Source organism: Pseudomonas sp. NUPR-001 (assembly GCF_052147955.1).
GTDB lineage: Bacteria > Pseudomonadota > Gammaproteobacteria > Pseudomonadales > Pseudomonadaceae > Aquipseudomonas.
Window position 1 is genome coordinate 4888875 of record NZ_CP197353.1, and the last position, 22453, is coordinate 4911327.

19 protein-coding genes are annotated in these 22453 nt (G+C 61.0%); 8 read left to right on the forward strand and 11 right to left on the reverse strand.

The genetic code is table 11. The features are described 5' to 3' along the window. Positions 1–2 precede the first annotated feature (2 nt). The 7 genes from ACP6KB_RS22405 to mreB form a co-directional block, all read right to left on the reverse strand. Entirely contained in the window at positions 3–854 is an 852-nt protein-coding gene (locus ACP6KB_RS22405; protein ID WP_442109441.1) for a carbon-nitrogen hydrolase family protein, read from the reverse strand. A 14-nt stretch (positions 855–868) separates the two neighbouring features. Then, positions 869–4678, reverse strand: a complete 3810-nt coding sequence (locus ACP6KB_RS22410; protein WP_442109442.1) for a YhdP family protein — start codon at positions 4676–4678, stop codon at positions 869–871. Positions 4679–4763: 85 nt separating this feature from the next. Beyond that, positions 4764–6221 (reverse strand): ribonuclease G, encoded by a 1458-nt coding sequence (rng, locus tag ACP6KB_RS22415; protein ID WP_442109443.1) that lies wholly within the window; start codon positions 6219–6221, stop codon positions 4764–4766. A 76-nt stretch (positions 6222–6297) separates the two neighbouring features. Next, positions 6298–6900, reverse strand: a complete 603-nt coding sequence (locus ACP6KB_RS22420; RefSeq protein WP_442109444.1) for a Maf family protein — start codon at positions 6898–6900, stop codon at positions 6298–6300. A 34-nt stretch (positions 6901–6934) separates the two neighbouring features. Further along, the gene (gene mreD / locus ACP6KB_RS22425; protein ID WP_442109445.1) at positions 6935–7423 is read right to left on the reverse strand and encodes a rod shape-determining protein MreD; all 489 of its coding nucleotides are present in this window, start codon (positions 7421–7423) and stop codon (positions 6935–6937) included. After that, entirely contained in the window at positions 7423–8454 is a 1032-nt protein-coding gene (mreC, locus tag ACP6KB_RS22430; protein WP_442109446.1) for a rod shape-determining protein MreC, read from the reverse strand. Before mreC ends, mreD begins: the two co-directional genes overlap by 1 nt. Before the next feature lie 200 nt (positions 8455–8654). Continuing rightward, complete coding sequence (mreB, locus tag ACP6KB_RS22435; protein ID WP_008371426.1) at positions 8655–9692, reverse strand: rod shape-determining protein MreB; 1038 nt, start codon at positions 9690–9692, stop codon at positions 8655–8657. Positions 9693–9892: 200 nt separating this feature from the next. Between mreB and gatC the strand changes: the two genes are divergently transcribed. The 6 genes from gatC to ACP6KB_RS22465 all read left to right on the forward strand — a co-directional run bounded on the left by gatC (position 9893) and on the right by ACP6KB_RS22465 (position 15070). Continuing rightward, on the forward strand, positions 9893–10180 hold the full coding sequence (gene gatC / locus ACP6KB_RS22440; protein WP_133216665.1) for an Asp-tRNA(Asn)/Glu-tRNA(Gln) amidotransferase subunit GatC: 288 nt from the start codon (positions 9893–9895) through the stop codon (positions 10178–10180). 16 nt (positions 10181–10196) lie between these two features. Continuing rightward, complete coding sequence (gatA, locus tag ACP6KB_RS22445; RefSeq protein WP_442109447.1) at positions 10197–11648, forward strand: Asp-tRNA(Asn)/Glu-tRNA(Gln) amidotransferase subunit GatA; 1452 nt, start codon at positions 10197–10199, stop codon at positions 11646–11648. 11 nt (positions 11649–11659) lie between these two features. Continuing rightward, the gene (gatB, locus tag ACP6KB_RS22450; protein WP_442109448.1) at positions 11660–13105 is read left to right on the forward strand and encodes an Asp-tRNA(Asn)/Glu-tRNA(Gln) amidotransferase subunit GatB; all 1446 of its coding nucleotides are present in this window, start codon (positions 11660–11662) and stop codon (positions 13103–13105) included. Between the two features lie 99 nt (positions 13106–13204). Next, positions 13205–13576: a septal ring lytic transglycosylase RlpA family protein gene (locus tag ACP6KB_RS22455; RefSeq protein ID WP_442109449.1), complete on the forward strand. Its 372-nt coding sequence runs from the start codon at positions 13205–13207 to the stop codon at positions 13574–13576. A 62-nt stretch (positions 13577–13638) separates the two neighbouring features. Continuing rightward, positions 13639–14682, forward strand: a complete 1044-nt coding sequence (locus ACP6KB_RS22460; RefSeq protein ID WP_442109450.1) for a calcium/sodium antiporter — start codon at positions 13639–13641, stop codon at positions 14680–14682. A 10-nt stretch (positions 14683–14692) separates the two neighbouring features. Next, positions 14693–15070, forward strand: a complete 378-nt coding sequence (locus ACP6KB_RS22465) for a carboxymuconolactone decarboxylase family protein (protein WP_442109451.1) — start codon at positions 14693–14695, stop codon at positions 15068–15070. Positions 15071–15091: 21 nt separating this feature from the next. Here ACP6KB_RS22465 and ACP6KB_RS22470 read toward each other — a convergent pair whose 3' ends face one another. From ACP6KB_RS22470 to ACP6KB_RS22485, 4 genes are all read right to left on the reverse strand, one after another. Next, positions 15092–16465 carry an amino acid permease gene (locus tag ACP6KB_RS22470; RefSeq protein ID WP_442109452.1) on the reverse strand — a complete coding sequence of 458 codons (1374 nt, stop codon included), beginning with the start codon at positions 16463–16465 and terminating at the stop codon, positions 15092–15094. Between the two features lie 50 nt (positions 16466–16515). After that, the gene (locus tag ACP6KB_RS22475) at positions 16516–17457 is read right to left on the reverse strand and encodes an AEC family transporter (protein WP_442109453.1); all 942 of its coding nucleotides are present in this window, start codon (positions 17455–17457) and stop codon (positions 16516–16518) included. A gap of 155 nt (positions 17458–17612) precedes the next feature. Next, positions 17613–18173, reverse strand: coding sequence for a response regulator transcription factor (locus tag ACP6KB_RS22480; RefSeq protein ID WP_045184713.1), 561 nt, complete (start codon positions 18171–18173; stop codon positions 17613–17615). Next, positions 18173–19429, reverse strand: a complete 1257-nt coding sequence (locus ACP6KB_RS22485; protein WP_442109454.1) for an ATP-binding protein — start codon at positions 19427–19429, stop codon at positions 18173–18175. The genes ACP6KB_RS22480 and ACP6KB_RS22485 overlap by 1 nt, the downstream gene beginning before the upstream one ends. A 202-nt stretch (positions 19430–19631) precedes the next feature. Between ACP6KB_RS22485 and ACP6KB_RS22490 the strand changes: the two genes are divergently transcribed. Together ACP6KB_RS22490 and ACP6KB_RS22495 are read left to right on the forward strand one after the other, a co-directional pair. Further along, positions 19632–20348, forward strand: a complete 717-nt coding sequence (locus ACP6KB_RS22490; RefSeq protein ID WP_442109455.1) for an SIMPL domain-containing protein — start codon at positions 19632–19634, stop codon at positions 20346–20348. A 317-nt stretch (positions 20349–20665) separates the two neighbouring features. After that, entirely contained in the window at positions 20666–22291 is a 1626-nt protein-coding gene (locus ACP6KB_RS22495) for an ABC transporter substrate-binding protein (RefSeq protein WP_442109456.1), read from the forward strand. Positions 22292–22453: the final 162 nt, after the last annotated feature.

Sequence of the window (22453 nt, forward strand, 5' to 3'; positions counted from 1 at the left end):
AGTCACTCCGAGGTGTGCGCAGGCCGCAAGGCGTCCTGCGAGAAAAAGCGCCGGTGCAAGGCCACCGGCATCCGCGCCCGAATGGACGCCTGTTCGCTGCTGTCGCGTTCGGCCAGCAGCACGGCCTCGCCGCAGTCCTGTTCGGCGACGATACGCCCCCAGGGATCGACGATTGCCGCATGTCCATAGGTTTCCCGTGGCCCCGGGTGTGTACCGCCCTGGGCGGCGGCCAGCACGTAGCACTGGGTTTCGATTGCCCGCGCACGAATCAGCACATGCCAATGCGCCGCCCCGGTCACTGCGGTGAATGCCGCCGGAGCAGTGATCACTTCGGCGCCGGCGGCGCGCAAGGCGCTGTACAGTTCAGGAAAGCGCAAGTCATAACATACGCTCAAACCCAGCCGCCCGATTGGGGTGTCTGCCACCACCACCTGGCTGCCGTGGGCATAATCGTCAGACTCCCGATAACGGCCGCGGTTGTCGGCAACATCGACATCGAACAGGTGCAGCTTGTCGTAGCGCGCAACCGTCTCGCCATGCTCGTCAATCAGCAGCGAACAGGCGTGCGACTTGGCGTCGGCAAGCCCTTCGGGCGGCAACGGCAGCGTGCCGGCCACCACCCATAACTTGAGGTCGCGGGCAGTCTGTTTCAACCACGGCAGGATCGGCCCCTGGCCCAAGACTTCGGCACGGCCGATGGCAGCACTGTCGCGCCGCCCCATGGCAGCAAAATTCTCTGGCAACACCGCCAGCCGCGCACCGCCCTCTGCCGCCTGTTCGAGCAGGCGCCGCGCCTGCTCCAGGTTGGCCAGGATATCGCTCTGACTGACCATCTGAATGACTGCTGCCTTCATGCACGCTCCTGACATTACTTGTCGAACGGTTTTACAAAGCTGATTTTAGGCTCTTTCACCGGCCCTTCGACGCGATAATGCACACTGGCATAACGCGCCACCCGGTCACCGAGGAGGCGATCGACCAGAAACAGTGCACCACCGACGGCCGGCGCGCCGACAATCAGCGCGGCCAGCGGCAGGTTGTTGGATATCGGCAAGCTCACTTGCAAGTTGGCATCGACGCGGTCGCGCACCATGTCCAACGTACCATCAAGCTCAAAGTTGCTCGACGGCCCGGTGACGGTGATCGGCTCGCGGGTAACATACACACCTTCGCTGGCCACCAGCAGGCCTTTGACCCGGTCATAGCTCAGGCCTTTGTCGAACAGGTCGGAAAAGTCCAGGCGCAAACGGCGGCCAATCGAGTTGAAGTTGAGCAAGCCAAACACCCGCAGGGCCTGAGCGCCGCCTTCGACCTCGACAAACTGGCCTTGGCGCAAGGCCGCATCGAGACTGCCGGAAAGCCGGGCCAGGCTCACCCAGGCGGGCGATCCAGGCCAGCGGGCATCGGCATCCAGACGAAAATCGCGACTGGTGACGGTAGGAGCAAAATTCCACGCCTTGAGCACGTCAGCCAGGTTCTTGCCTTCGAGGCGCCCTTTGTACCAACTGCTACTGGCGCCCGGAGCGCCTTCCCAGGCGCCGCTGCCGTCGATCTGCAGGCCCTTGAGGTTGAGGTCCAGGTCGTTGAGGGTGATGCCTTTGGCACTGGAGCGCACTTTCACTGCTGCGCTGCCGAGCAGGTCATCGCCACGAAACAGCTTGTCGACGTTCAGGTCAATCGACGGAATCTTGCGCGGATCGATGGCCGCCATCGGGTCGGGGGCGTTAGGGACGGTGACCTCGGCGGGATCCTGCGGCGGCAGGTGTAAGGTCTGCAGGTTCACCACCAGCGGTGCACCTTTGGCGTCCGGCATACGAGCGTTGCCGATGACTTCCTTGCTGTCCAGGCGCAACGACCAGTTGTTCGGATTGCGCACCAGACGTACCACCGCCTGGTTCAGTTCAAGGCCGGCAGCCTTGAGGCGGCCGATGCTCAGGTCAACGCCGCGTAACAGCTGACGGGCACTGCCGCTCGGGTCATTACCGGTCATACCGTCCATTTGTTGCTGCCAGGGCGCCAAGTCCAGCTCTGGCAAACTGCCACGCACCTGCACACCCTGCGCACTCGGCAACTGCGCGCTGCCACTGCCGAACACCAGCTCGCCACGTCCCTGATCCAGCTTGTCCATGGGGGCGGCATACAGCGCGTTAGCCACATTGGCATAGCTGAAATTGAAGCGCCGCTCAGGCCCTTGCAAGGACATGCCGAACTGACTGTCGCGGGTTTCATCGGCACTTTTGCCGAACGGCGCTGGCAGGTTGATGGCCAGGCCCTTGAGGCTGGAGTCAACCTTGAGCTGATTGTCACGGCTACCCAGGTTGAGCTGCAGTTGATAGGGAATTTCCCCGGCCAATGGCAGCGCCTGCTTGACCTGCAACCATTGGGTCAGCGCCGACAGGGCCACCTGCCCTTTGGCCTGAACACGCGTTTGCAGCTCACCAGGTTTACCTTCGGCAAAAATCTGTGCGGTGATGGGTTTGTCGAAGACCCGGGCGCTGATGTTCTGTCCGCTGAGCCCTTTGCCGTAATCAAAACGGAAAGCGCCCTTGAGCTGCTTGAGCTCAAGCTCCGGGGCAGCAATTTTCAGGCGTGCGTCGCTGGTATCGAAATCCACCACTACTTGCGGTTGCTGGCCTTTAGCCAAAGGCACGTCGAGTTTGAGTTTGCCTTTGAGTTTGCCTTGACCTTCCCAGCCAGCGAACAGCGCGGCAGTGCCAATTGGTGCTTCCTGGAGGATTTTCAAGCCGTCGCCCAGGCCACCGTCGAATGCGCCGTCCAGGTACATATGGCTGTGCTCACCGCTGGCGACATGCGGAATATTGACCCGCACATCGCTGACCTGGGTGTCGAGCAACTGCCCGCGGCTGGCGTTTACCCGTACCCCGTCGTCGTCGATGAACACCTCACCGTTCACCTGCTGCACTTGCGGCCAGCCAGGCTGGAAGTCGAGCGCGGCGTCATGCACCTTGAAGAACAGGCTGATGCTGCGTGCCTGCTCGGCAGCGCCATGGTTGAGCGAGCCCTGATACTGGAAGTAGCCTTCATCGACCGCGCCCTTGAGAATGGCGGTACGCAGCCATTCGTCGAGCGCCGGGCTCAACACCTCGGGCAAGTACTTGGCGGTGTAGCGGCCATCGCCTTCGACCAGGCCGACACGCAAGTCCATGTAGTCTTCACGCGTTTCATCGAACAACAGGCGAATGAGGAAGTCGCCGGCAATCTTGCCCTCTTCGCCCAGGACTTTCAGGTAGGGGGCGATGAGCGTGAAACCTTCCTGGTCCAGGCGCCAGGTCAGGCGTGCGTTGGCTTTCTGGTAATTCCAGGGTTTGGCGAAGATCGGGTACAGGTGCAGCATGAACGCGTCGGTATCCAGACGCAGTTCACCGTGCCCGAGGTCGCCGCTGATGCTGCCGCTGACGTTCCCCGCCGCTGGCGCACCGTGGTAGGCACTAAAGCCGACCCGTTCGAGATTGGCGGCAAAGCTCAGGCGCTGGTCGCCGGTCGCTTTTGGGCGGATATCCAGCTGGACATTGCGCAGCAGGCCTTTGACGTTCAGCCCCTCAACCACCGCCATTACATTGTCTGGCAGTGGCGCCAAGGATTCGATCAGGGGTGTCAGCGGCGTCAAGTCGAGACGATCCGCCTGGATTTTCCAGGTTTCTTCGCTGGTTTCAGTGGCGGCGCTCTGATTGAGCTGCAGGTGCGACTCCCAGCGGGTCTTGCCCAGGCTCATGGCAAGCGAGTCGAGCTGCACATCAAAGCCCTGGGTCTGACGCTGGAACCAGGCGTTGACGGCGAGGTTCTCGATACTGGCCTGCTCACGGCCGGTATAAGCCCCGCGCAGCTGCGGAGCATTGAGGCGTACCACGGCGCTCTGCACCTGGCCCTTGCCCCAGTTCAACCAGAACTCACCACCGGCCTTGAGTTCCTTGGCCTGCCATTGCCCCAGCATGCGCGGCGGGAGCCAGCGCGCCCAATCGCTCTGTGGCAGGCTGAGGTAGGCTTCGATTTCAGCATCGCGCCAGTGCGCTGCGCGAATACGGCTGCGCAGGCTCAACGCCAGCGGCTGACCATCGGGCAAGGTCAGGCGGGCATCCAGACGCTGGCGTACGCTGCCGGTCTGCAAGCCGAGGTTCACATAAGTAAGGGTCAGCGGGTCGCGCTGGTAGGGCTCGAGGGTGATCTGGCTGTCGAGCACGGTGATCTTCGACACCGCCTGCATACGTTGCAGCACCTGCTGCGGGTCCAGCGGCTGATCATCGGTTTTCGGCAGTCCGTCCAAGCGCCAGGCGCCGTTTTCGTCCTCACGCAGGCTTAGCTGCAGGCCACCCACTTCCAGGTTTGCCAGGCGCAGCTGACGATCCATCAGGCTGGCCCACAGGTCCGGCACCACCTTGACCCCATCCAGGCGCAACGCGGTGACACCCTCGCCAACCTGAATATCGTTAATCGCCAGCACTGGCGCGAGGCCACTCCAGTGACCTTCCAGGCTGCCAATGTGCACAGGCATGCCCAAGGCCTGCTCGGCTTTGTCTTCGGCTTCGGCGCGGTACTCGGCCACCAGTGGCACCAGTTCTCGGCCAAGGCTGACATACAGCGCCACCAGTACCGCCAGCAAGGCGCAGATGCCCAGGCCCCAGCGGGTCATCGCGCCCAGAACGCGGATCAGACGCTCCATGGCAATGGCCCTCCGGATCGTGCCTTAACTATGGCCGCAACCGGGCGCTTTGCCAGCCCTTGCAACAGCCAGGTACCTTCAGACGTCAGAGCAGCACCACATCATATTGCTCCTGGGAGTACATGGATTCGACCTGAAAACGAATGGTGCGACCAATGAAGGTCTCAAGTTCAGCCACATTACCTGACTCTTCGTCCAACAGCCGATCGACCACTTTCTGGTTGGCCAGCACTCTATAGCCTTCAGCCTGATAGGCACGGGCTTCGCGGAGAATTTCGCGGAAAATCTCGTAACAAACTGTCTCTGGGGTTTTCAGCTTGCCGCGTCCCTGACAGCAAAGGCAGGGTTCGCACAGCACCTGCTCCAGGCTTTCGCGGGTGCGCTTGCGCGTCATCTGCACCAAGCCCAACTCGGTAATACCGATAATGTTGGTTTTGGCATGATCGCGCTCAAGCTGCTTTTCCAGGGTCCGCAACACCTGGCGCTGATGCTCTTCATCTTCCATGTCGATGAAGTCGATGATGATGATGCCGCCGATGTTGCGCAGACGCAGCTGCCGGGCAATCGCGGTAGCGGCTTCCAGGTTGGTCTTGAAAATGGTCTCTTCAAGATTGCGATGGCCGACGAAGGCACCGGTGTTGACGTCGATGGTAGTCATCGCTTCTGCCGGATCGACCACCAGGTAGCCGCCGGACTTGAGCGGCACCTTGCGGTCCAGCGCACGCTGGATCTCGTCTTCAACGCCATACAGGTCAAAAATCGGCCGCTCACCCGGGTAGTGCTCCAGGCGGTCAGCGATTTCTGGCATCAGTTCGCCGACAAACTGCGTGGTTTTCTGGAAGGTTTCCCGCGAGTCGATGCGGATCTTCTCGATTTTCGGGTTCACCAGATCGCGCAGGGTACGCAGGGCCAGGCCCAGGTCTTCATAGATTTCGGTAGGTGCGCCCACCGTTTTGATCTGCGCGCCAATCTGGTCCCAGAGCCTGCGCAGATAACGGATATCCATGAGGATTTCATCGGCACCGGCACCCTCGGCCGCCGTACGCAGAATAAAGCCGCCGGCGTTCTGGATGTTTTCCTGGGCAACGCAGTCGGTAACCACCTGCTTGAGGCGCTCACGCTCGGCTTCGTCTTCGATCTTCAGGGAGATGCCGACATGGCTGGTGCGTGGCATGTACACCAAGTACCGCGAAGGGATCGACAGCTGAGTGGTCAGCCGCGCGCCTTTGGAACCGATCGGGTCTTTGGTGACCTGCACCACCAGGCTTTGCCCTTCATGCACCAGGGCACTGATGCTTTCGACCGACGAGCCTTCACGCTGGGAGATTTCCGACGCGTGAATGAAGGCCGCTCGATCCAGGCCAATGTCCACGAATGCCGCCTGCATCCCTGGCAATACGCGAACCACTTTACCCTTGTAAATGTTGCCGACAATGCCACGCCGCTGAGTGCGCTCTACATGCACTTCCTGAAGAACACCGTTCTCCACCACCGCCACGCGTGATTCCATCGGTGTGATATTGATCAGAATCTCTTCACTCATGGCCGGCTCTCGTCAAAGGACTTCAGTAATGATGGATCGCCCGCGGGCGGCTGGCTAGCAGCGTGCTGTACCTCGATTAACGGGCCGACGCCAATTGCCAGCAAGGGACGGCAAATTGCGCCAGCAACTCAGCGGTTTCATTCAGCGGCAAGCCCACCACCGCGGAGTAGCTGCCTTCGATGCGTTGTACGAACACCGCACCCAACCCTTGGATCGCGTAGGCACCGGCCTTGTCCAACGGCTCGCCGCTCGCCCAGTAGGCCTGTGCCTGTGTGCTCGAAATCGGGCCGAAACGCACGTCGCTAGTCACACATACGCTAAGGCAGCGCTGTTGATCCGCCACGGCAACGGCCGTGAGCACTTGATGTTCACGACCCGAGAGCGCCGCCAGCATGTCCAGGGCATCGTCGCGATCGACAGGTTTTCCGAGAATCCGCCCATCGAGCACCACGGCGGTGTCTGCACCCAGTATCGCTACCCGGGTGGCGACATCAGGCGCTAACGCCGCCAGGCCGGCACTGGCCTTGGCCCGGGCCAGACGCTCGACATAAGCGGGTGCAGCCTCGCCCGGCAACGGGGTTTCATCGACCGCGGCGCTGAGGGTGGTGAAGGGAACGCCGATCTGGGTCAGCAGTTCCCGACGGCGGGGTGAAGCAGAGGCCAGGTACAACGGGGTCATCGTGACTTCTCCCTGTCAACGTCGGGTAGCGGGCTTAGTTGATGCTAAGGCGTAAACGCAGCCCACGCAGGGCGAAACTGATCCACGGCCAGAGCAACGCACTGATGACTGCCGACCAGATCAGCGCCAGGGTCGGCAGGCGGTTGCCCGTCAGGGCACTCAGCCACAGCTGCACCAGCTGGGCCAATCCGAATATCACCAGGATGACCAGGCTTTGCTGCCACATCGGGAACATCCGCAGGCGTTGTTGCAAGGTCAGCACCAGGAAGGTGATCAGGGTCAGGACCAGAGCGTTCTGCCCCAGCAACGTGCCGTACAACACGTCTTCGGCCAGGCCCAGGATAAAGGCTGTGGTCATACCGACCTTGTGCGGCAAGGCCAAGGTCCAGAAGGCCAGCAGCAAGGCCAGCCACATCGGCCGGAAGACTTCCATGAATTGCGGCAACGGCGAAACGCTGAGCAGCAGGCCCAACAGGAATGTCAGCCAGACCACCCAGCCGTTTCGGCTGCGAGTACTCACCATCAGTGTCTCTCCCGGGAAGGGGTCGGGGCAGCGCCGCTGGCCGCAGCCGGGGCAGGCGCTGGCGTACTCACCGGTGTTGCAGGTGCAGCAGCGGGCGCCGTGGCTGGCGTAACTGGCGTGGCTGCAGCGGCTCCGGGAGCCGGGGCTGCTGCACCTGGCGCTGTGGCCTCGGTGCTGCCCGGCAGGCCCTGGCGGTCAGCCGCTTCCTGAGCCATGGCGGCATCAGTGGCACGCTGCTCGGGGGTACGGCTGTCGGTGAACACCAGCAACAGGTAGCGGCTGCGGTTCAGCGCTGCGGTGGGGATTGCCCGTACGATCGCGAACGGTTGACCGGAGTCGTGGATCACTTCTTTGACCGTGGCTACCGGATAGCCCGCCGGGAAACGTTGGCCCAAGCCAGAGCTGACCAACAGGTCGCCTTCCTTGATGTCTGCGGTGTCCGCCACATGGCGCAACTCCAGACGCTCAGGGTTACCGGTACCGCTGGCAATCGCCCGCAAACCGTTACGGTTGACCTGCACCGGAATGCTATGGGTGGTATCGGTCAGCAACAGAACCCGTGCGGTGTAAGGCATCAGTTCGACCACCTGTCCCATCAGCCCGCGGGCATCGAGCACCGGCTGGCCAAGCACCACGCCATCACGCTCGCCCTTGTTGATGAGGATACGGTGGGTGAACGGGTTGGGATCAACGCCGATCAGCTCGGCGACTTCGACCTTCTCGTTGACCAGTGCCGACGAATTGAGCAACTCGCGCAGGCGCACGTTCTGCTCGGTCAGGGCGGCCAGTTTCTGCACACGCCCTTGCATCAGCAAGGCTTCGGTCTTGAGTTTTTCGTTCTCGGCGATCAGCTCGGTGCGGCTGCCAAACTGGCTGGCAACACCCTGCCACAGACTCTGTGGGAAGTCGGTGATGTGATAGGACTCCATCAGCACCAGTCCCATCTGGCTACGCACCGGTTTGAGCAGGGTAAAGCGCGCATCGACCACCATCAGGGTGATCGCCAGCACAACCAGCACGAGCACGCGCACACCCAGTGAAGGGCCCTTGGCGAAAAGCGGTTTAATAAGCCGCTCCTCGTGGACGACGATTCAAGAGGTCATTCATACGAACGCACCGGCCTGCTTAGGAATTGACGGAAAATTACGCCCACGCGGACGTAAGCCCAGCACATACAGGTAGCACTGTGAGCACTACCTGTAAACCGGGCGGCATGTGTACTGCGGCCAGCTTACTCGCTGGAAAGCAGGTCCATGGTGTGTTTGTCCATCATTTCCAGGGCGCGGCCACCGCCACGGGCAACACAGGTCAGCGGATCTTCGGCAACGATCACCGGCAAACCGGTTTCCTGGGCCAGCAGTTTGTCCAGGTCACGCAGCAGCGCGCCGCCACCGGTCAATACCAGACCACGCTCGGCGATGTCCGAAGCCAGCTCGGGAGGCGATTGCTCCAGGGCGCTCTTGACCGCTTGCACGATAGTTGCCAGGGATTCCTGCAGCGCTTCGAGCACTTCGTTGGAATTGAGGGTGAAGGCACGTGGTACGCCCTCGGCCAGGTTACGGCCGCGGACATCGACTTCACGCACTTCGCCACCTGGGTAGGCGGTACCGATTTCCTGCTTGATGCGCTCGGCGGTGGATTCGCCGATCAGGCTGCCGTAGTTACGGCGCACGTAGGTCACGATCGCTTCGTCGAAGCGGTCACCACCGACACGTACGGATTCGGCATACACCACACCGTTCAGGGAGATCAGTGCAATTTCGGTGGTACCACCACCAATATCGACGACCATCGAACCGCGCGCTTCCTCGACCGGCAGGCCGGCACCGATGGCGGCAGCCATTGGTTCTTCGATCAGGAACACTTCGCGGGCACCGGCGCCCAGCGCCGATTCACGGATGGCACGACGCTCAACCTGCGTCGACTTGCACGGTACGCAGATCAGCACACGTGGGCTTGGCTGCAGGAAGCTGTTCTCGTGGACCTTGTTGATGAAGTACTGCAGCATTTTTTCGCAAACGCTGAAGTCGGCGATCACGCCATCTTTCATCGGACGAATGGCAGCAATGTTGCCGGGCGTACGGCCCAGCATGCGCTTGGCTTCGGTACCGACCGCGACGACACTTTTCTGGTTGCCGTGAGTACGAATGGCCACAACCGAGGGCTCATTCAGGACGATACCGCGCTCACGCACGTAAATAAGGGTGTTGGCAGTGCCCAGGTCGATAGATAGATCGCTGGAAAACATGCCACGCAGTTTCTTGAACATGGGAAAGTGACCCTAGGCAACGCGTGGGTAAAAAAGTGCGGCAAACTCTAACAACGGCGGGGATTTTGGGCAAGGCGCCAATATGTTAAATTGGCAGTTTTTCCGAGCAAGCCAGCACACGATCGCGGCCTTATGACCGTAAATCTGCCAGCATGTTCCTCATCGCGGACCAATTCCGTTTGTTCCCCCAGGAGATCCCCATGGCGCTTGAACGCTGCGACGTGGAAAAGATCGCTCACCTGGCCCGCCTGGGCCTGAATGAAGCCGATCTGCCACGCACTACCGATGCCCTGAACAGTATTCTGGGGCTGGTCGACCAGATGCAAGCCGTCGACACCACTGGTATCGAGCCGTTGGCTCACCCGCTGGAAGCCAGTCAGCGCTTGCGTGCCGACATTGTTACAGAAAGCAACCATCGTGACAGCTACCAAGCCATTGCTCCGGCGACGGAAGGTGGTCTGTACCTGGTTCCGAAAGTCATCGAGTAAGGGAATAGAGCCTGCCATGCATCAATTGACCCTGGCCGAGATCGCCCGCGGACTCGCCGACAAGTCGTTTTCCTCCGAAGAGCTGACCCGCACCCTGCTGGCGCGGATCAACCAGCTCGACCCGCAACTGAACAGCTTCATCAGCGTCACCGAAGAGCTGGCCATCGGCCAGGCCCGCGCCGCCGACGCCCGTCGCGCCGCCGGTGAAAGCGGTGCCCTGCTGGGCGCGCCGATTGCCCACAAAGACCTGTTCTGCACCCAGGGCGTACGCACCAGCTGCGGCTCGAAGATGCTCGACAACTTCAAGGCGCCCTACGACGCCACCGTCGTCAGCAAGCTCGCCGAAGCCGGCGCGGTGTCGCTGGGCAAGACCAACATGGACGAGTTCGCCATGGGGTCGGCCAACGAGTCGAGCTACTACGGCGCCGTGAAAAACCCATGGAACCTTGAACACGTACCCGGCGGTTCCTCCGGCGGTTCGGCGGCAGCCGTTGCCGCACGCCTGCTGCCGGGTGCCACCGGCACCGACACCGGCGGCTCGATTCGCCAGCCTGCAGCACTGACCAACCTCACCGGCCTGAAACCGACGTACGGTCGTGTTTCGCGCTGGGGCATGATCGCTTACGCCTCCAGCCTCGACCAGGGCGGCCCGATGGCCCGCACCGCCGAAGACTGCGCGCTGATGCTACAAGCCATGGCCGGTTTCGATGCCAAGGACTCCACCAGCATCGACGAGCCAGTCCCGAATTACAGCGCCAGCCTCAACGGCTCGCTCGAAGGCCTGCGCATCGGCCTGCCGAAGGAATACTTCGGCGCCGGTCTTGACCCACGCATTGCCGACCTGGTCCAGGCCAGCGTCAAAGAGCTGGAAAAGCTCGGTGCCGTGGTCAAGGAAATCAGCCTGCCAAACATGCAGCACGCAATTCCTGCGTACTACGTGATCGCCCCGGCCGAAGCCTCGTCCAACCTGTCGCGTTTCGACGGTGTGCGTTTCGGCTACCGCTGCGAGAACCCGGCTGACCTTACCGACCTGTACAAGCGCTCGCGTGGCGAAGGCTTCGGTGCCGAAGTGCAACGGCGCATCATGGTCGGCGCCTACGCCCTCTCGGCCGGCTACTACGACGCCTACTACCTGCAGGCGCAGAAAATCCGCCGCCTGATCAAGAACGACTTCATGGCCGCCTTCAACGACGTCGACGTGATTCTCGGCCCAACCACGCCAAACCTGGCCTGGAAGATCGGCGCCAAGAACAACGATCCGGTCGCTGCGTACCTGGAAGACGTCTACACCATTACCGCCAACCTGGCCGGCCTGCCGGGCCTGTCGATGCCGGCCGGTTTTGTCGACGGTCTGCCGGTTGGCGTGCAGTTGCTCGCCCCGTACTTCCAGGAAGGCCGCCTGCTCAACGTCGCGCACCGCTATCAGCAAGTGACTGATTGGCACACTCGCGCACCTAACGGCTTCTGAGGGACCATCACATGCAATGGGAAGTTGTCATCGGGCTGGAGATTCACACCCAGCTCGCCACCCAGTCGAAGATTTTCTCCGGCAGCGCCACTACCTTCGGTTCCGAGCCGAACACCCAGGCCAGCCTGATCGACCTGGGCATGCCCGGCGTACTGCCGGTGCTCAACCAGGAAGCGGTGCGCATGGCGTGCATGTTCGGTCTGGCGATTGACGCCGAGATCGGCCATCACAACGTGTTCGCGCGCAAGAACTACTTCTACCCGGACCTGCCCAAGGGCTACCAGATCAGCCAGATGGAACTGCCGATTGTCGGCAAGGGCCACCTGGACATCGCCCTGGAAGACGGCACGGTCAAGCGCATCGGCATTACCCGCGCGCACCTTGAAGAAGACGCCGGCAAGAGCCTGCACGAAGACTTCAGCGGCTCCACCGGTATCGACCTGAACCGTGCCGGCACACCGCTGCTGGAAATCGTTTCCGAGCCGGAAATGCGCAGCGCCAAAGAAGCGGTGGCTTACGTCAAGGCCATCCACGCCCTGGTGCGCTACCTGGGCATCTGCGACGGCAACATGGCCGAAGGCTCGCTGCGTTGCGACTGCAACGTGTCGATCCGACCAAAAGGCCAGGTTGAGTTCGGTACCCGCTGCGAGATCAAGAACGTCAACTCGTTCCGTTTCATCGAGCGCGCGATCAACAGCGAAGTGCAGCGCCAGATCGAGCTGATCGAAGACGGCGGCAAGGTCATTCAGGAAACTCGCCTGTACGACCCGAACAAAGACGAAACCCGCTCCATGCGCAGCAAAGAGGAAGCCAACGACTACCGTTACTTCCCCGATCCAGACCTGCTGCCGGTGGTGATCGAAGGTGCGTTCCTCGACACCCTGCGCGCCACTCTGCCAGAGCTGCCACCGCAAAAGCGCGAACGCTTCCAGAGCCAGTTCAGTCTGTCGGCCTACGACGCCAACGTACTGGCCTCCAGCCGTGAACAGGCCGACTACTTCGAACAAGTGGTTGAAGTGTGTGGCGATGCCAAACTGGCTGCCAACTGGGTCATGGTCGAGCTGGGCAGCCTGCTCAACAAGCTGGGCCTGGAAATCGACCAGTCGCCGGTTAGTGCCGCGTACCTGGGCGGCATGCTCAAGCGCATCCTCGACAACACCATCAGCGGCAAGATCGCCAAGGTCGTGTTCGAGAAGATGGCCGCTGGCGAAGGCGATGCCGACCAGATCATCGAGGCCGAAGGCCTGAAACAAGTGACGGACAGCGGTGCGATCGAGAAGGTCCTGGACGAAATGCTCGCGGCCAACGCCGAGCAGGTCGAACAGTACCGCGCCGCCGATGAAGCCAAGCGCGGCAAGATGTTTGGCTTCTTCGTCGGTCAGGCGATGAAAGCGTCCAAGGGCAAGGCAAACCCGCAGCAAGTGAACCAATTGCTCAAGAGCAAGCTCGAAGGGTAATTGCGTCGCCTGCTTTTCGCGGGGCAAGCCCGCTCCCACAGTGTTCACCTGTAGGAGCGGGCTTGCCCCGCGAAGCCACCCCTTGGAGCACTAACACACATGTGGCGTCCCTTCAGCGCACTCGCGCTCTTTTCCCTGCTGGCCGGTTGCGCCAGCCACGATGTAGATCCCCGCGGTTACGACCAGTCCGGCACCGCCTCCTATTACGGCTCCCGCCACCACGGTAAACGCACCGCCAGCGGCGAACCCTTCAATCAAAATGCCATGACTGCGGCCCATCGCAGCCTGCCCTTCGGCACCCAGGTCAAGGTCACCAACCTGAAGAACGACCGCAGCGTGATCGTGCGTATCAACGACCGCGGCCCGCACACCCGTGGCCGATTGATTGACCTGTCACGTGCCGCAGCAGAAAAACTCGGCATGATCCGTAGCGGAACCGCGCGCGTACGGGTACAAAGTCTCAGCGACTGAACCTGATACGGAGCATCACCATTTTCGACCTGGCCGCCTTACCCACCTTCAGCCTGCTACAGATGGCCTTTGGCTTGCTGCTGCTCATTGCCGGTGCCGAATTGCTGGTTCGCGCAGCACTGCGCCTGGCCGCCAGCCTGCAAGTGCGCCCACTGATCATCGGCTTGAGCCTGGTGGCCTTCGGCAGCAGTGCACCGCAGCTTACCGTCAGCCTGCAAGCGGCTTACAGCGGCGCGCCGGATGTGGCGGTAGGCAGCGTGATTGGCAGCAACATATTCAATATCCTGGTGACCCTTGGCCTTGCCGCCCTGATCATTCCCTTGCGCGTCTCGCGCCAGCTGGTGCGCCTGGACATCCCGCTGATGATCGGCGCCAGCCTGGTGGTGTACCTGCTGGCGCTCAACGAACTGCTCGGACGCCTGGAGGGCGCGCTACTGCTGCTCGGCCTGGTGGCCTACCTGGCGGTGCTCTGGCATCAGTCGCGGCACTACGCCCGTACTTTTCCGGCCCCTGGCCCTCGCCCTCAACAAGGGGCAGGCTTCTGGCTCACCAGCCTGCTGCTGATGCTGACGGGGTTGGGTTTGCTGAGCGTGGCCGGGCACCTGTTGCTGGAGGCGGCCGTTGAAGTGGCGGGCGACCTGGGACTGTCGGAGCGGGTCATCGGGCTGACCGTGGTGGCGATCTGCACCTCGCTACCCGAACTGGCCACCTCGCTGATCGCCGCCCTGCGCGGTGAGCGCGAAATTGCCGTGGGTAACGTCATCGGCAGCAACCTGTTCAACTTGCTCGCGGTGCTGGGTCTGACCGCTCTGGTAGCCCCGGAGCCGCTGTCGATCTCACCCAATGCCCTGGATTTTGACCTGCCGGTAATGCTCGGTGTCGCCGTCCTGAGCCTGCCGGTGTTCTACTCCGGCTACCGGGTAACCCGCGCCGAAGGTCTGGTGTTTCTTGGCTTGTACCTGGCTTATGGTCTGCATGTGGTGGCCTTCACCATGGGCATACCACTGGCCACCCGCCTGGAAAAACTGATGCTGTTCTATGCACTGCCAGTGCTCGGGACGTTGCTGCTGTACACGACCCTGCGCGCCTGGCGCCGCCAACACTAAGGAAAACAAGATGGGCGATACCACCAAATCCGGCGAACACGTCCGCCGTCAGGTCATGGGCGACGCGTTTGTCGATCGTGCCTTGGGCAATGCCACTGAGTTCACCCAGCCGCTGCAAGACTTCGTCAACGAGCATGCCTGGGGCAGCGTCTGGAGCCGTGAAGGCTTGCCGCTGAAAACCCGCAGCCTGATCACCCTGGCCGCACTCACGGCACTCAAGTGCCCACAGGAACTTAAGGGTCACGTGCGTGGCGCCTTGAACAATGGCTGCAGTGTCGAGGAAATTCGCGAAGCGCTGCTGCATTGCGCAGTGTACGCCGGTGTACCGGCAGCCATTGATGCCTTTCGCGCCGCTCAAGAGGTGATCGACAGCTACCAGCAGAGCTGATCGATCACCCTCACAAGGCCGTCAGTTGGCAGTAACGGCGGCCTTCTCACCCTTCTTCTTCAGCCAGAAGGCCACCGCCAGCACCGCCAGCCAGGCTGGGATCAGCAGCACCGAAATGCGGATACCCGGCGTCAGGTACATGATCACCAGAATCAGGGCGAGAAACGCCAGGCACACGTAGTTGGTGAGCGGGTAACCCCAGCTTTTATAGAATGTGGTCTGGCCAGCCGCCGCTTTGGCACGGCGGAACTTCAGGTGGGTGATGCTGATGATGCCCCAGTTGATCACCAGCGACGACACCACCAGCGCCATCAACAGGCCAAAGGCTTCGGCCGGCATCAGGTAGTTGATCACCACGCACAAGCCAGTCGCCAACGCCGAAATCCCCAGCGCCGCCAACGGTACGCCACGCGCATTGACCTTGAGCAGACGCTTGGGCGCATCGCCTTGGGTTGCCAGGCCAAACAGCATGCGGCTGTTGCAATACACACAGCTGTTATAAACCGATAGCGCCGCCGTGAGCACCACCAGGTTGAGGATGGTCGCGACCAGGTTGCTGTCCAGGGCGTGGAAAATCATCACGAACGGGCTGCCGCCCTGCACGACTTTCTGCCACGGATACAGTGACAACAGCACCGCCAGGGCACCGATGTAGAAAATCAGGATGCGATAGATCACCTGGTTGGTTGCACGCGGAATGCTGTGCTTGGGGTTGTCGGCTTCGGCCGCCGTGATCCCCACCAGCTCCAGGCCGCCAAAGGAAAACATGATCACCGCCAGCGCCATCATCAGCCCGCTGACGCCATTGGGGAAGAACCCGCCGTATTGCCACAGGTTGGCGACGCTGGCATCAGGACCACCGTTGCCGCTGATCAGCAAGTACCCCCCGAAGGCGATCATGCTGACAATGGCAACCACCTTGATCAAAGCAAACCAGAACTCCATCTCGCCAAACACCTTCACTTGGCTGAGGTTGATCAGGTTGATGATGACGAAGAAGATTGCCGCCGTTGCCCAGGTAGGGAAGCCGGGCCACCAGTACTGGATGTAGATCCCCACGGCGGTCAGCTCGGCCATGCCGACCAACACGTACAGCACCCAGTAGTTCCAGCCGGACATGAAGCCGGCGAATTCACTCCAGTAGCGGTGGGCAAAGTGACTGAAGGTGCCGGAAACCGGCTCTTCGACCACCATCTCGCCCAACTGGCGCATGATAAAGAAGGCAATCAAGCCGGCAATGGCGTAACCCAACAGCACCGATGGGCCGGCCAGCTGGATGGTCTGGGCAATCCCCAGGAACAAACCGGTGCCGATCGCGCCACCCAGCGCAATCAACTGAATGTGGCGATTTTTCAGCCCGCGGTGTAACCGCTCCGGGGTGATCTCTTCTTGCATGTAGTGTCCTCGAGGCTAAGAGGCCGTATTGGAATTATTTTTCACAGGATCTAGATCCAGCCGCCCCACTGCAAGAAAAAGATGCCGATATTGGTGGTAATAGCGGCCATCAGCGTGGTTATTACAATAATTGCCGCCGCTAACTGGTGATTGCCATTGGTCGACCGTGCCATCACATAGCTCGCCGCAGCGGTGGGGCTGCCGAAGTAAAGGAACAAGATACCCAGCTCGGCACCCCGGAACCCACAGAGAAAAGCTCCCAGGGTGGCAAGCAGAGGCAACCAGACCATCTTGAGCAGGCTCACGCTCAGCGCGATCCCGCCACTTTGCCGTAATGACGCCAGCGACAAGGTGCCACCAATACAGATCAACGCCAGTGGCAGGGTCATCTGTGCCAGGTAGTCACTCGAGGTCAGCAGCCAGTTCGGCAGTGCCACTTGAGCGTAGGCCATCACCGCTGCCACCAGCACGCTGATGATCAAAGGATTGCGCAAGATGCTCTTGCAGATGCTCCACGGGTCGGACTTGGCGCTTGGGCTGTACACCGCCAGCACCACCACCGACAACGAGTTGTAGAGCAGGATTACCAGGCCAGCGAGAACCGCGCCCAGCGAAATGCCATAGTCACCGTACATACTGGCCGCCAGTGCCAGGCCGATCACCCCGTTGTTACCGCGAAACGCGCCCTGGGTGTAGATCCCGCGGTCTTCGCGCGGGCAGCGCCAGATGGCCAGGCCCCAGGCCAGGCCGAAACCGATCAGGGTTGCGATGGCGAAGTACAGCAACAGCCCCGGCTGCACCGCCGCGCTCAGGTCGGCGTGATAGATCCCCAGAAACAGCAACGCCGGCATACAGACGTTGAAGACCAGTGCTGACGCGGTATGGATGAAGCCGTCATTGATCGCATTGATGCGTTTAAGCAGCACGCCCATGAACAGCATGGCAAAGACCGGCGCCGTGATGTTCAGCGTCTGGAGAAAAAGGGCGAGCATGCACGGCGATCCTGGTGGCTGTCGTTAGGAGGCTAATGATACGCCAACAACAGCTGTCGCGGAGCATGTAGGAGCGGGCTTGCCCCGCGATGCGGTGTGCCTGATGAACCGCTATCGCGGGGCAAGCCCGCTCCTACAGGAAGTCAGCCCGGGGGTCAGCGCCGAACCGGGCGTTTCTGCAGTTTGCGCTGCAAGGTACGCCGGTGCATGCCCAGCGCCCGCGCGGTGGCCGAGATGTTGCCTTCGTGCTCGGTCAGCACCCGCTGAATATGCTCCCACTGCAGGCGGTCAACCGACATGGGGTTTTCCGGCACCAGGCTGTCGAGGTCAGCGTGCTCGGACAGCAGCGCTGCCAACACGTCATCGGCATCGGCCGGTTTGCACAGGTAGTTGCAGGCACCACGCTTGATGGCCTCGACCGCCGTGGCAATGCTGGAGTAACCGGTGAGGATTACCACGCGCATTTCCGGGTCGAGCTCAAGCAGCTTGGGCAGCAGCACCAGGCCCGAGTCGCCGTCCATTTTCAGGTCCAGGGTAGCGTAGTCGGGCACGTCCTGCTGCGCCAGCACCAAGCCTTCTTCAGCGGAGCCCGCTGTGCTCACGCGAAAACCCCGACGACTCATGGCCCGGGCCATGACGCGGGTAAAGGTGGCGTCGTCATCTACCAGCAACAGGTGCGGGAGCTCTTCGCCTTCAACCTGGATTTCATCACTCATCACACTTCTCCTCGCGCATCACGCGGCAGGCGTAGCTCGGTGAGCGTACCGCCTTCCTCATGACTATAGAGTTTTACCGAGCCGCCAGCACGGGTGACGCTGGCCTTGCTCAAGAACAGGCCCAGGCCAAAGCCTTTGCCCTTGGTAGTAAAGAACGGTTTACCGATGGCCTCGGCAATGGCCGCCGGCACGCCCGGACCATGATCCCGAATGCTGATCACCATATCGTGCGCATCCCAGTCCAGGCGCACTTCAAGGTCATCCGGACAGGCATCAGCTGCATTGTTCAACAGGTTCAGCAGCGCCTGGGTCAAATCAGGCGGCGGCGCCAGGCGCGGCACGCTGCCCTGGCCCAGGCGCTGGAAGCGATAGCTGGCTTCGGGGCGCATCAGGTGCCAGCGGTTGAGGGCTTCATCCAGCCAGGCGGTGACTTCCTGATTTTCCACGGCCATGCGCCGGTTGGCTTCTGCAGCCCGCACCAGGTTTTGCAGGGTTTCCTTGCACAGCTTGACCTGATCCTGCAGCACTGCCAGGTCTTCTTGCAGCAGCGGGTCGCTGTGGTCCTGGCGCATTTCCTTGATCAGTACGCTCATGGTCGCCAGCGGCGTGCCCAGTTCGTGGGCGGCACCGGCAGCCTGGGTAGCGACGGCCAACAGTTGCTCATCGCGCAGGCCCTCTTCACGCCGCTCGGCGCGCAGTTGCTCCTGACGGCGCAATTCTTCGGCCATTTTTGCCGCAAAGAAGGTGATCACCGCAGCGGCCAGGGCAATGCTCAACCACATGCCATAGACCTGCATTTTTTCCCGCGCCATCGGGAAGGTCTCGAGTGGGTAGAACTGCACCAGCAGCAAGCTGTACGCCGCCAGGGCAATGCCCGAAAGAATCAGCGAATACACCCACGGCAAGGTCACCGCAGCAATCGCCAACGGCACCAGGTAATAAGACACGAAGGGGTTGGTCGAGCCGCCGGAGTAGTACAGCAAGGCGCTATGGATCAACAGGTCGCAGGCCAGCTGGAGGGCATATTCCATCTCGGTGACCGGCAACGACAGGCGCAGGCGCAATGCGGTGAACGCACACAGCAAGCTCGACAAGCCAAGCGTGATAACCAGCGACAGCCAAGGTAGCGGCAGCAGCTCGGTCCAGTAGGCAACGCCCACCGAGCCGGCCTGGGCGGCCAATACCAGAATGCGGATGAAAGTCAGGCGCCAGAGGTTCTGACGTGTTGCCGATAACAGTTGTACGGGGGCGAGCATGAGCTCTCCTGATGAGTGCTCCAGGGCGAATCGTGGCGAGTATACCGAAGCTGTGCCGCGCTCTGCAGGCATGCGGCAAAGCGCCACACTTTTTTACAGATCAATGATGGCCTTTTTGAACCTCACTACACTCTTGCGAGTCTCATGGGCCTGCGTGGAATGGATTTCAGTGCGTCCACGCCTCATTTTCAAGGAGTCATACATGCTTAATTCCCGCCGCAGCGCCGCCCTGGTAATGGCCACCAGCCTGCTCGCCAGCCTGCCTGCACTGGCCGAAGCGCCACGTTACAACCAGATCTCGCTGCGCGCTGAAGTCAGCAAGGAAGTCCCGCGCGACCTGATGGTGGTGACCCTGTACAGCGAAGCGCAGAACAGCGATCCGGGCAAGCTGGCCAAGGAAATCACCGAAACCATGAACAAGGCGGTGCAACAGGCCCGCGAGGTCAAGGAAGTTAAAATCAGCCAGGGCAGCCGAAACAGCTATCCGATCTACGACAACAAGGGCCAGAAGATCACCGGCTGGCGTGAACGCGCCGAGCTGCGCCTGGAAAGCGCCGACTTCCCAGCCTTGTCCAAGCTCACCGGCGAGTTGCTGCAACAGCTGAAGATGGGCGGCATGGACTTCTCCATCGCCCCGGCCACGCGCAAAACCAGCGAAGACGAACTGCTCAAGGATGCTGTCAACGCCTTCAAGACCCGCGCTCAACTGGCCACCGAGGCCCTGGGTGGCAAAAGCTACAAAGTGGTCAACCTGAACCTCAACAGCAGTGGCTATCCTCACCCTTACATGCGCAGCGCGCCGATGATGATGAAAGCCAGCATGGATGCCGAAGGCGCAGCACCGAGCCCCGAGATCGAAGCCGGTACCAGCCAGGTCAGCCTCAGTGCCGACGGTACCATCGAAGTGCAAATGCCCTGAGTAGCGTTACTTTTTGTACTGTTTCGCGGCAGCCCTGACTGCCGCGAACAGGGTTACCTGCCGCAACCAAGCGCACCATTCTGGTGCCAGGCGTGACCACGCCTACGCATAACGTCTCCGAAACATATTGAATTACCCCCTCGCAAACGATCAACTCCGTAGAAAATTATACGGATGCGACATTCCTGTACGTTCGTCCCACTGTTTCTCCCGACACATCCTTTTGAGTGTTGCATTGGGTATGGGGCCTGCATAAGTATCCGCAGGTCGGCTCACGAGGCCACCTCAAATTCAAAAATGACAACAATGAGGCCACCATGCTCAAACACGCGGTCATTCCGTTCCTGGTCGGCGCAGGCTTGCTTGCCGGCGCACCTTCTGCCCTCGCGGCAACCAATCTGGTGTTCTGCTCCGAAGGCAGCCCTGCTGGCTTCGACCCAGGTCAATACACCACAGGAACCGACTTCGATGCCTCAGCCGAGACTGTTTTCAACCGCCTGAGCCAGTTTGAACGTGGCGGCACTGCTGTTATTCCGGGCCTGGCAACCAGCTGGGATGTTTCCGACGACGGCCTGACCTACACCTTCCATCTGCGCCAAGGGGTCAAGTTCCACACCACCGACTTCTTCAGGCCCACCCGCGAATTCAACGCCGACGACGTGCTGTTCACCTTCAATCGGATGCTCGACAAGGACATGCCGTTCCGTAAGGCCTACCCGACCGAGTTCCCGTACTTCACCGACATGGGCATGGACCAAAACATTGCCAAGGTCGAGAAGCTTGACGATCACACCGTCAAGTTCACCCTCAACGGCGTCGATGCCGCGTTCATCCAGAACCTGGCAATGAGCTTCGCCTCGATCCAGTCCGCCGAATACGCCGATCAGCTACTCAAGCAAGGCAAACCTGCTGACATCAACCAGAAGCCGATCGGTACCGGGCCATTCGTGTTCAGCAAGTACCAGAAAGACGCGCAGATCCGCTTTAAAGGCAACAAGGACTACTGGCAGCCCGAGGACGTGAAGATCGACAACCTGATCTTCGCCATCACCACCGACGCCTCGGTGCGTATGCAAAAGCTGAAAAAGAACGAGTGCCAGGTCACCCTGTTCCCGCGCCCGGCCGACATCGAGCCGCTCAAGGCTGACCCGAACCTGAAGATGCCTGACCAGGCCGGCTTCAACCTGGGTTACATCGCCTACAACGTGATGGACAAGATCAAGGGCAGCAACGAACCCAACCCGATGGCCCAGCTCAAGGTCCGTGAGGCGCTGGACATGGCGGTGAACAAGCCGGAGATCATCAAGTCGGTGTATCAGGGCGCCGGTCAACTGGCGGTCAATGCCATGCCGCCAACCCAATGGTCGTACGACACCACCATCAAAGACGCACCGTTCGACCCGGAGAAAGCCAAGCAACTGCTCAAGGAAGCCGGCGTCAAGGAAGGTACCGAAATCACCCTGTGGGCGATGCCGGTGCAACGTCCATACAACCCAAATGCCAAACTGATGGCCGAAATGCTGCAGTCTGACTGGAAGAAGATCGGCATCAACGCGAAGATCGTCAGCTACGAGTGGGGTGAGTACATCAAGCGCTCCAAAGGCGGCGAAAACGGCGCCATGCTCATCGGTTGGAGCGGTGACAATGGTGACCCGGACAACTGGCTCGGCACCCTGTTCGGCTGCGATGCGATTGCCGGCAACAACTTCTCCAAATGGTGTGATCCTGAATACGACAAGCTGATCAAGCAGGCCAAGGCCACCTCCGATCAGGCCAAGCGTACCGAGTTGTACAAGCAAGCCCAGCACCGCCTCAAAGACCAGGTGCCGATGACCCCTATCGCCCACTCCACGGTCTATCAACCCATGCGCAACACCGTACAGGACTTCAAGATCAGCCCGTTCGGTTTGAACTCCTTCTATGGGGTAAGCGTGAGCAAATAGCAGCCGCCCTGCCAACCCTGCGATGCCGGTATCCGGCATCCGGGGTTGCCTGTGGCTGACCGGGAAGACGTGAGCAAATGTTACGACACGGAAAAGTCGCAGCATCTCCGAGAAAATTCCTACACACCCTTGCGTAATTGCAACCTAGCAGCGGACACACGT

What these genes read in the sequence shown, in the direction of transcription:
- gatA (WP_442109447.1), top strand. Translation starts at nt 10,197, where the DNA reads ATGCATCAATTGACCCTGGCCGAGATCGCCCGCGGACTCGCCGACAAG.
- ACP6KB_RS22480 (WP_045184713.1), bottom strand. Translation starts at nt 18,173, where the DNA reads ATGAGTGATGAAATCCAGGTTGAAGGCGAAGAGCTCCCGCACCTGTTG.
- rng (WP_442109443.1), bottom strand. Translation starts at nt 6,221, where the DNA reads ATGAGTGAAGAGATTCTGATCAATATCACACCGATGGAATCACGCGTG.
- mreB (WP_008371426.1), bottom strand. Translation starts at nt 9,692, where the DNA reads ATGTTCAAGAAACTGCGTGGCATGTTTTCCAGCGATCTATCTATCGAC.
- ACP6KB_RS22455 (WP_442109449.1), top strand. Translation starts at nt 13,205, where the DNA reads ATGTGGCGTCCCTTCAGCGCACTCGCGCTCTTTTCCCTGCTGGCCGGT.
- ACP6KB_RS22410 (WP_442109442.1), bottom strand. Translation starts at nt 4,678, where the DNA reads ATGGAGCGTCTGATCCGCGTTCTGGGCGCGATGACCCGCTGGGGCCTG.
- ACP6KB_RS22475 (WP_442109453.1), bottom strand. Translation starts at nt 17,457, where the DNA reads ATGCTCGCCCTTTTTCTCCAGACGCTGAACATCACGGCGCCGGTCTTT.
- ACP6KB_RS22490 (WP_442109455.1), top strand. Translation starts at nt 19,632, where the DNA reads ATGCTTAATTCCCGCCGCAGCGCCGCCCTGGTAATGGCCACCAGCCTG.
- gatC (WP_133216665.1), top strand. Translation starts at nt 9,893, where the DNA reads ATGGCGCTTGAACGCTGCGACGTGGAAAAGATCGCTCACCTGGCCCGC.
- ACP6KB_RS22470 (WP_442109452.1), bottom strand. Translation starts at nt 16,465, where the DNA reads ATGCAAGAAGAGATCACCCCGGAGCGGTTACACCGCGGGCTGAAAAAT.
- ACP6KB_RS22405 (WP_442109441.1), bottom strand. Translation starts at nt 854, where the DNA reads ATGAAGGCAGCAGTCATTCAGATGGTCAGTCAGAGCGATATCCTGGCC.
- ACP6KB_RS22485 (WP_442109454.1), bottom strand. Translation starts at nt 19,429, where the DNA reads ATGCTCGCCCCCGTACAACTGTTATCGGCAACACGTCAGAACCTCTGG.
- ACP6KB_RS22420 (WP_442109444.1), bottom strand. Translation starts at nt 6,900, where the DNA reads ATGACCCCGTTGTACCTGGCCTCTGCTTCACCCCGCCGTCGGGAACTG.
- mreD (WP_442109445.1), bottom strand. Translation starts at nt 7,423, where the DNA reads ATGGTGAGTACTCGCAGCCGAAACGGCTGGGTGGTCTGGCTGACATTC.
- ACP6KB_RS22460 (WP_442109450.1), top strand. Translation starts at nt 13,639, where the DNA reads ATGGCCTTTGGCTTGCTGCTGCTCATTGCCGGTGCCGAATTGCTGGTT.
- ACP6KB_RS22465 (WP_442109451.1), top strand. Translation starts at nt 14,693, where the DNA reads ATGGGCGATACCACCAAATCCGGCGAACACGTCCGCCGTCAGGTCATG.
- ACP6KB_RS22495 (WP_442109456.1), top strand. Translation starts at nt 20,666, where the DNA reads ATGCTCAAACACGCGGTCATTCCGTTCCTGGTCGGCGCAGGCTTGCTT.
- gatB (WP_442109448.1), top strand. Translation starts at nt 11,660, where the DNA reads ATGCAATGGGAAGTTGTCATCGGGCTGGAGATTCACACCCAGCTCGCC.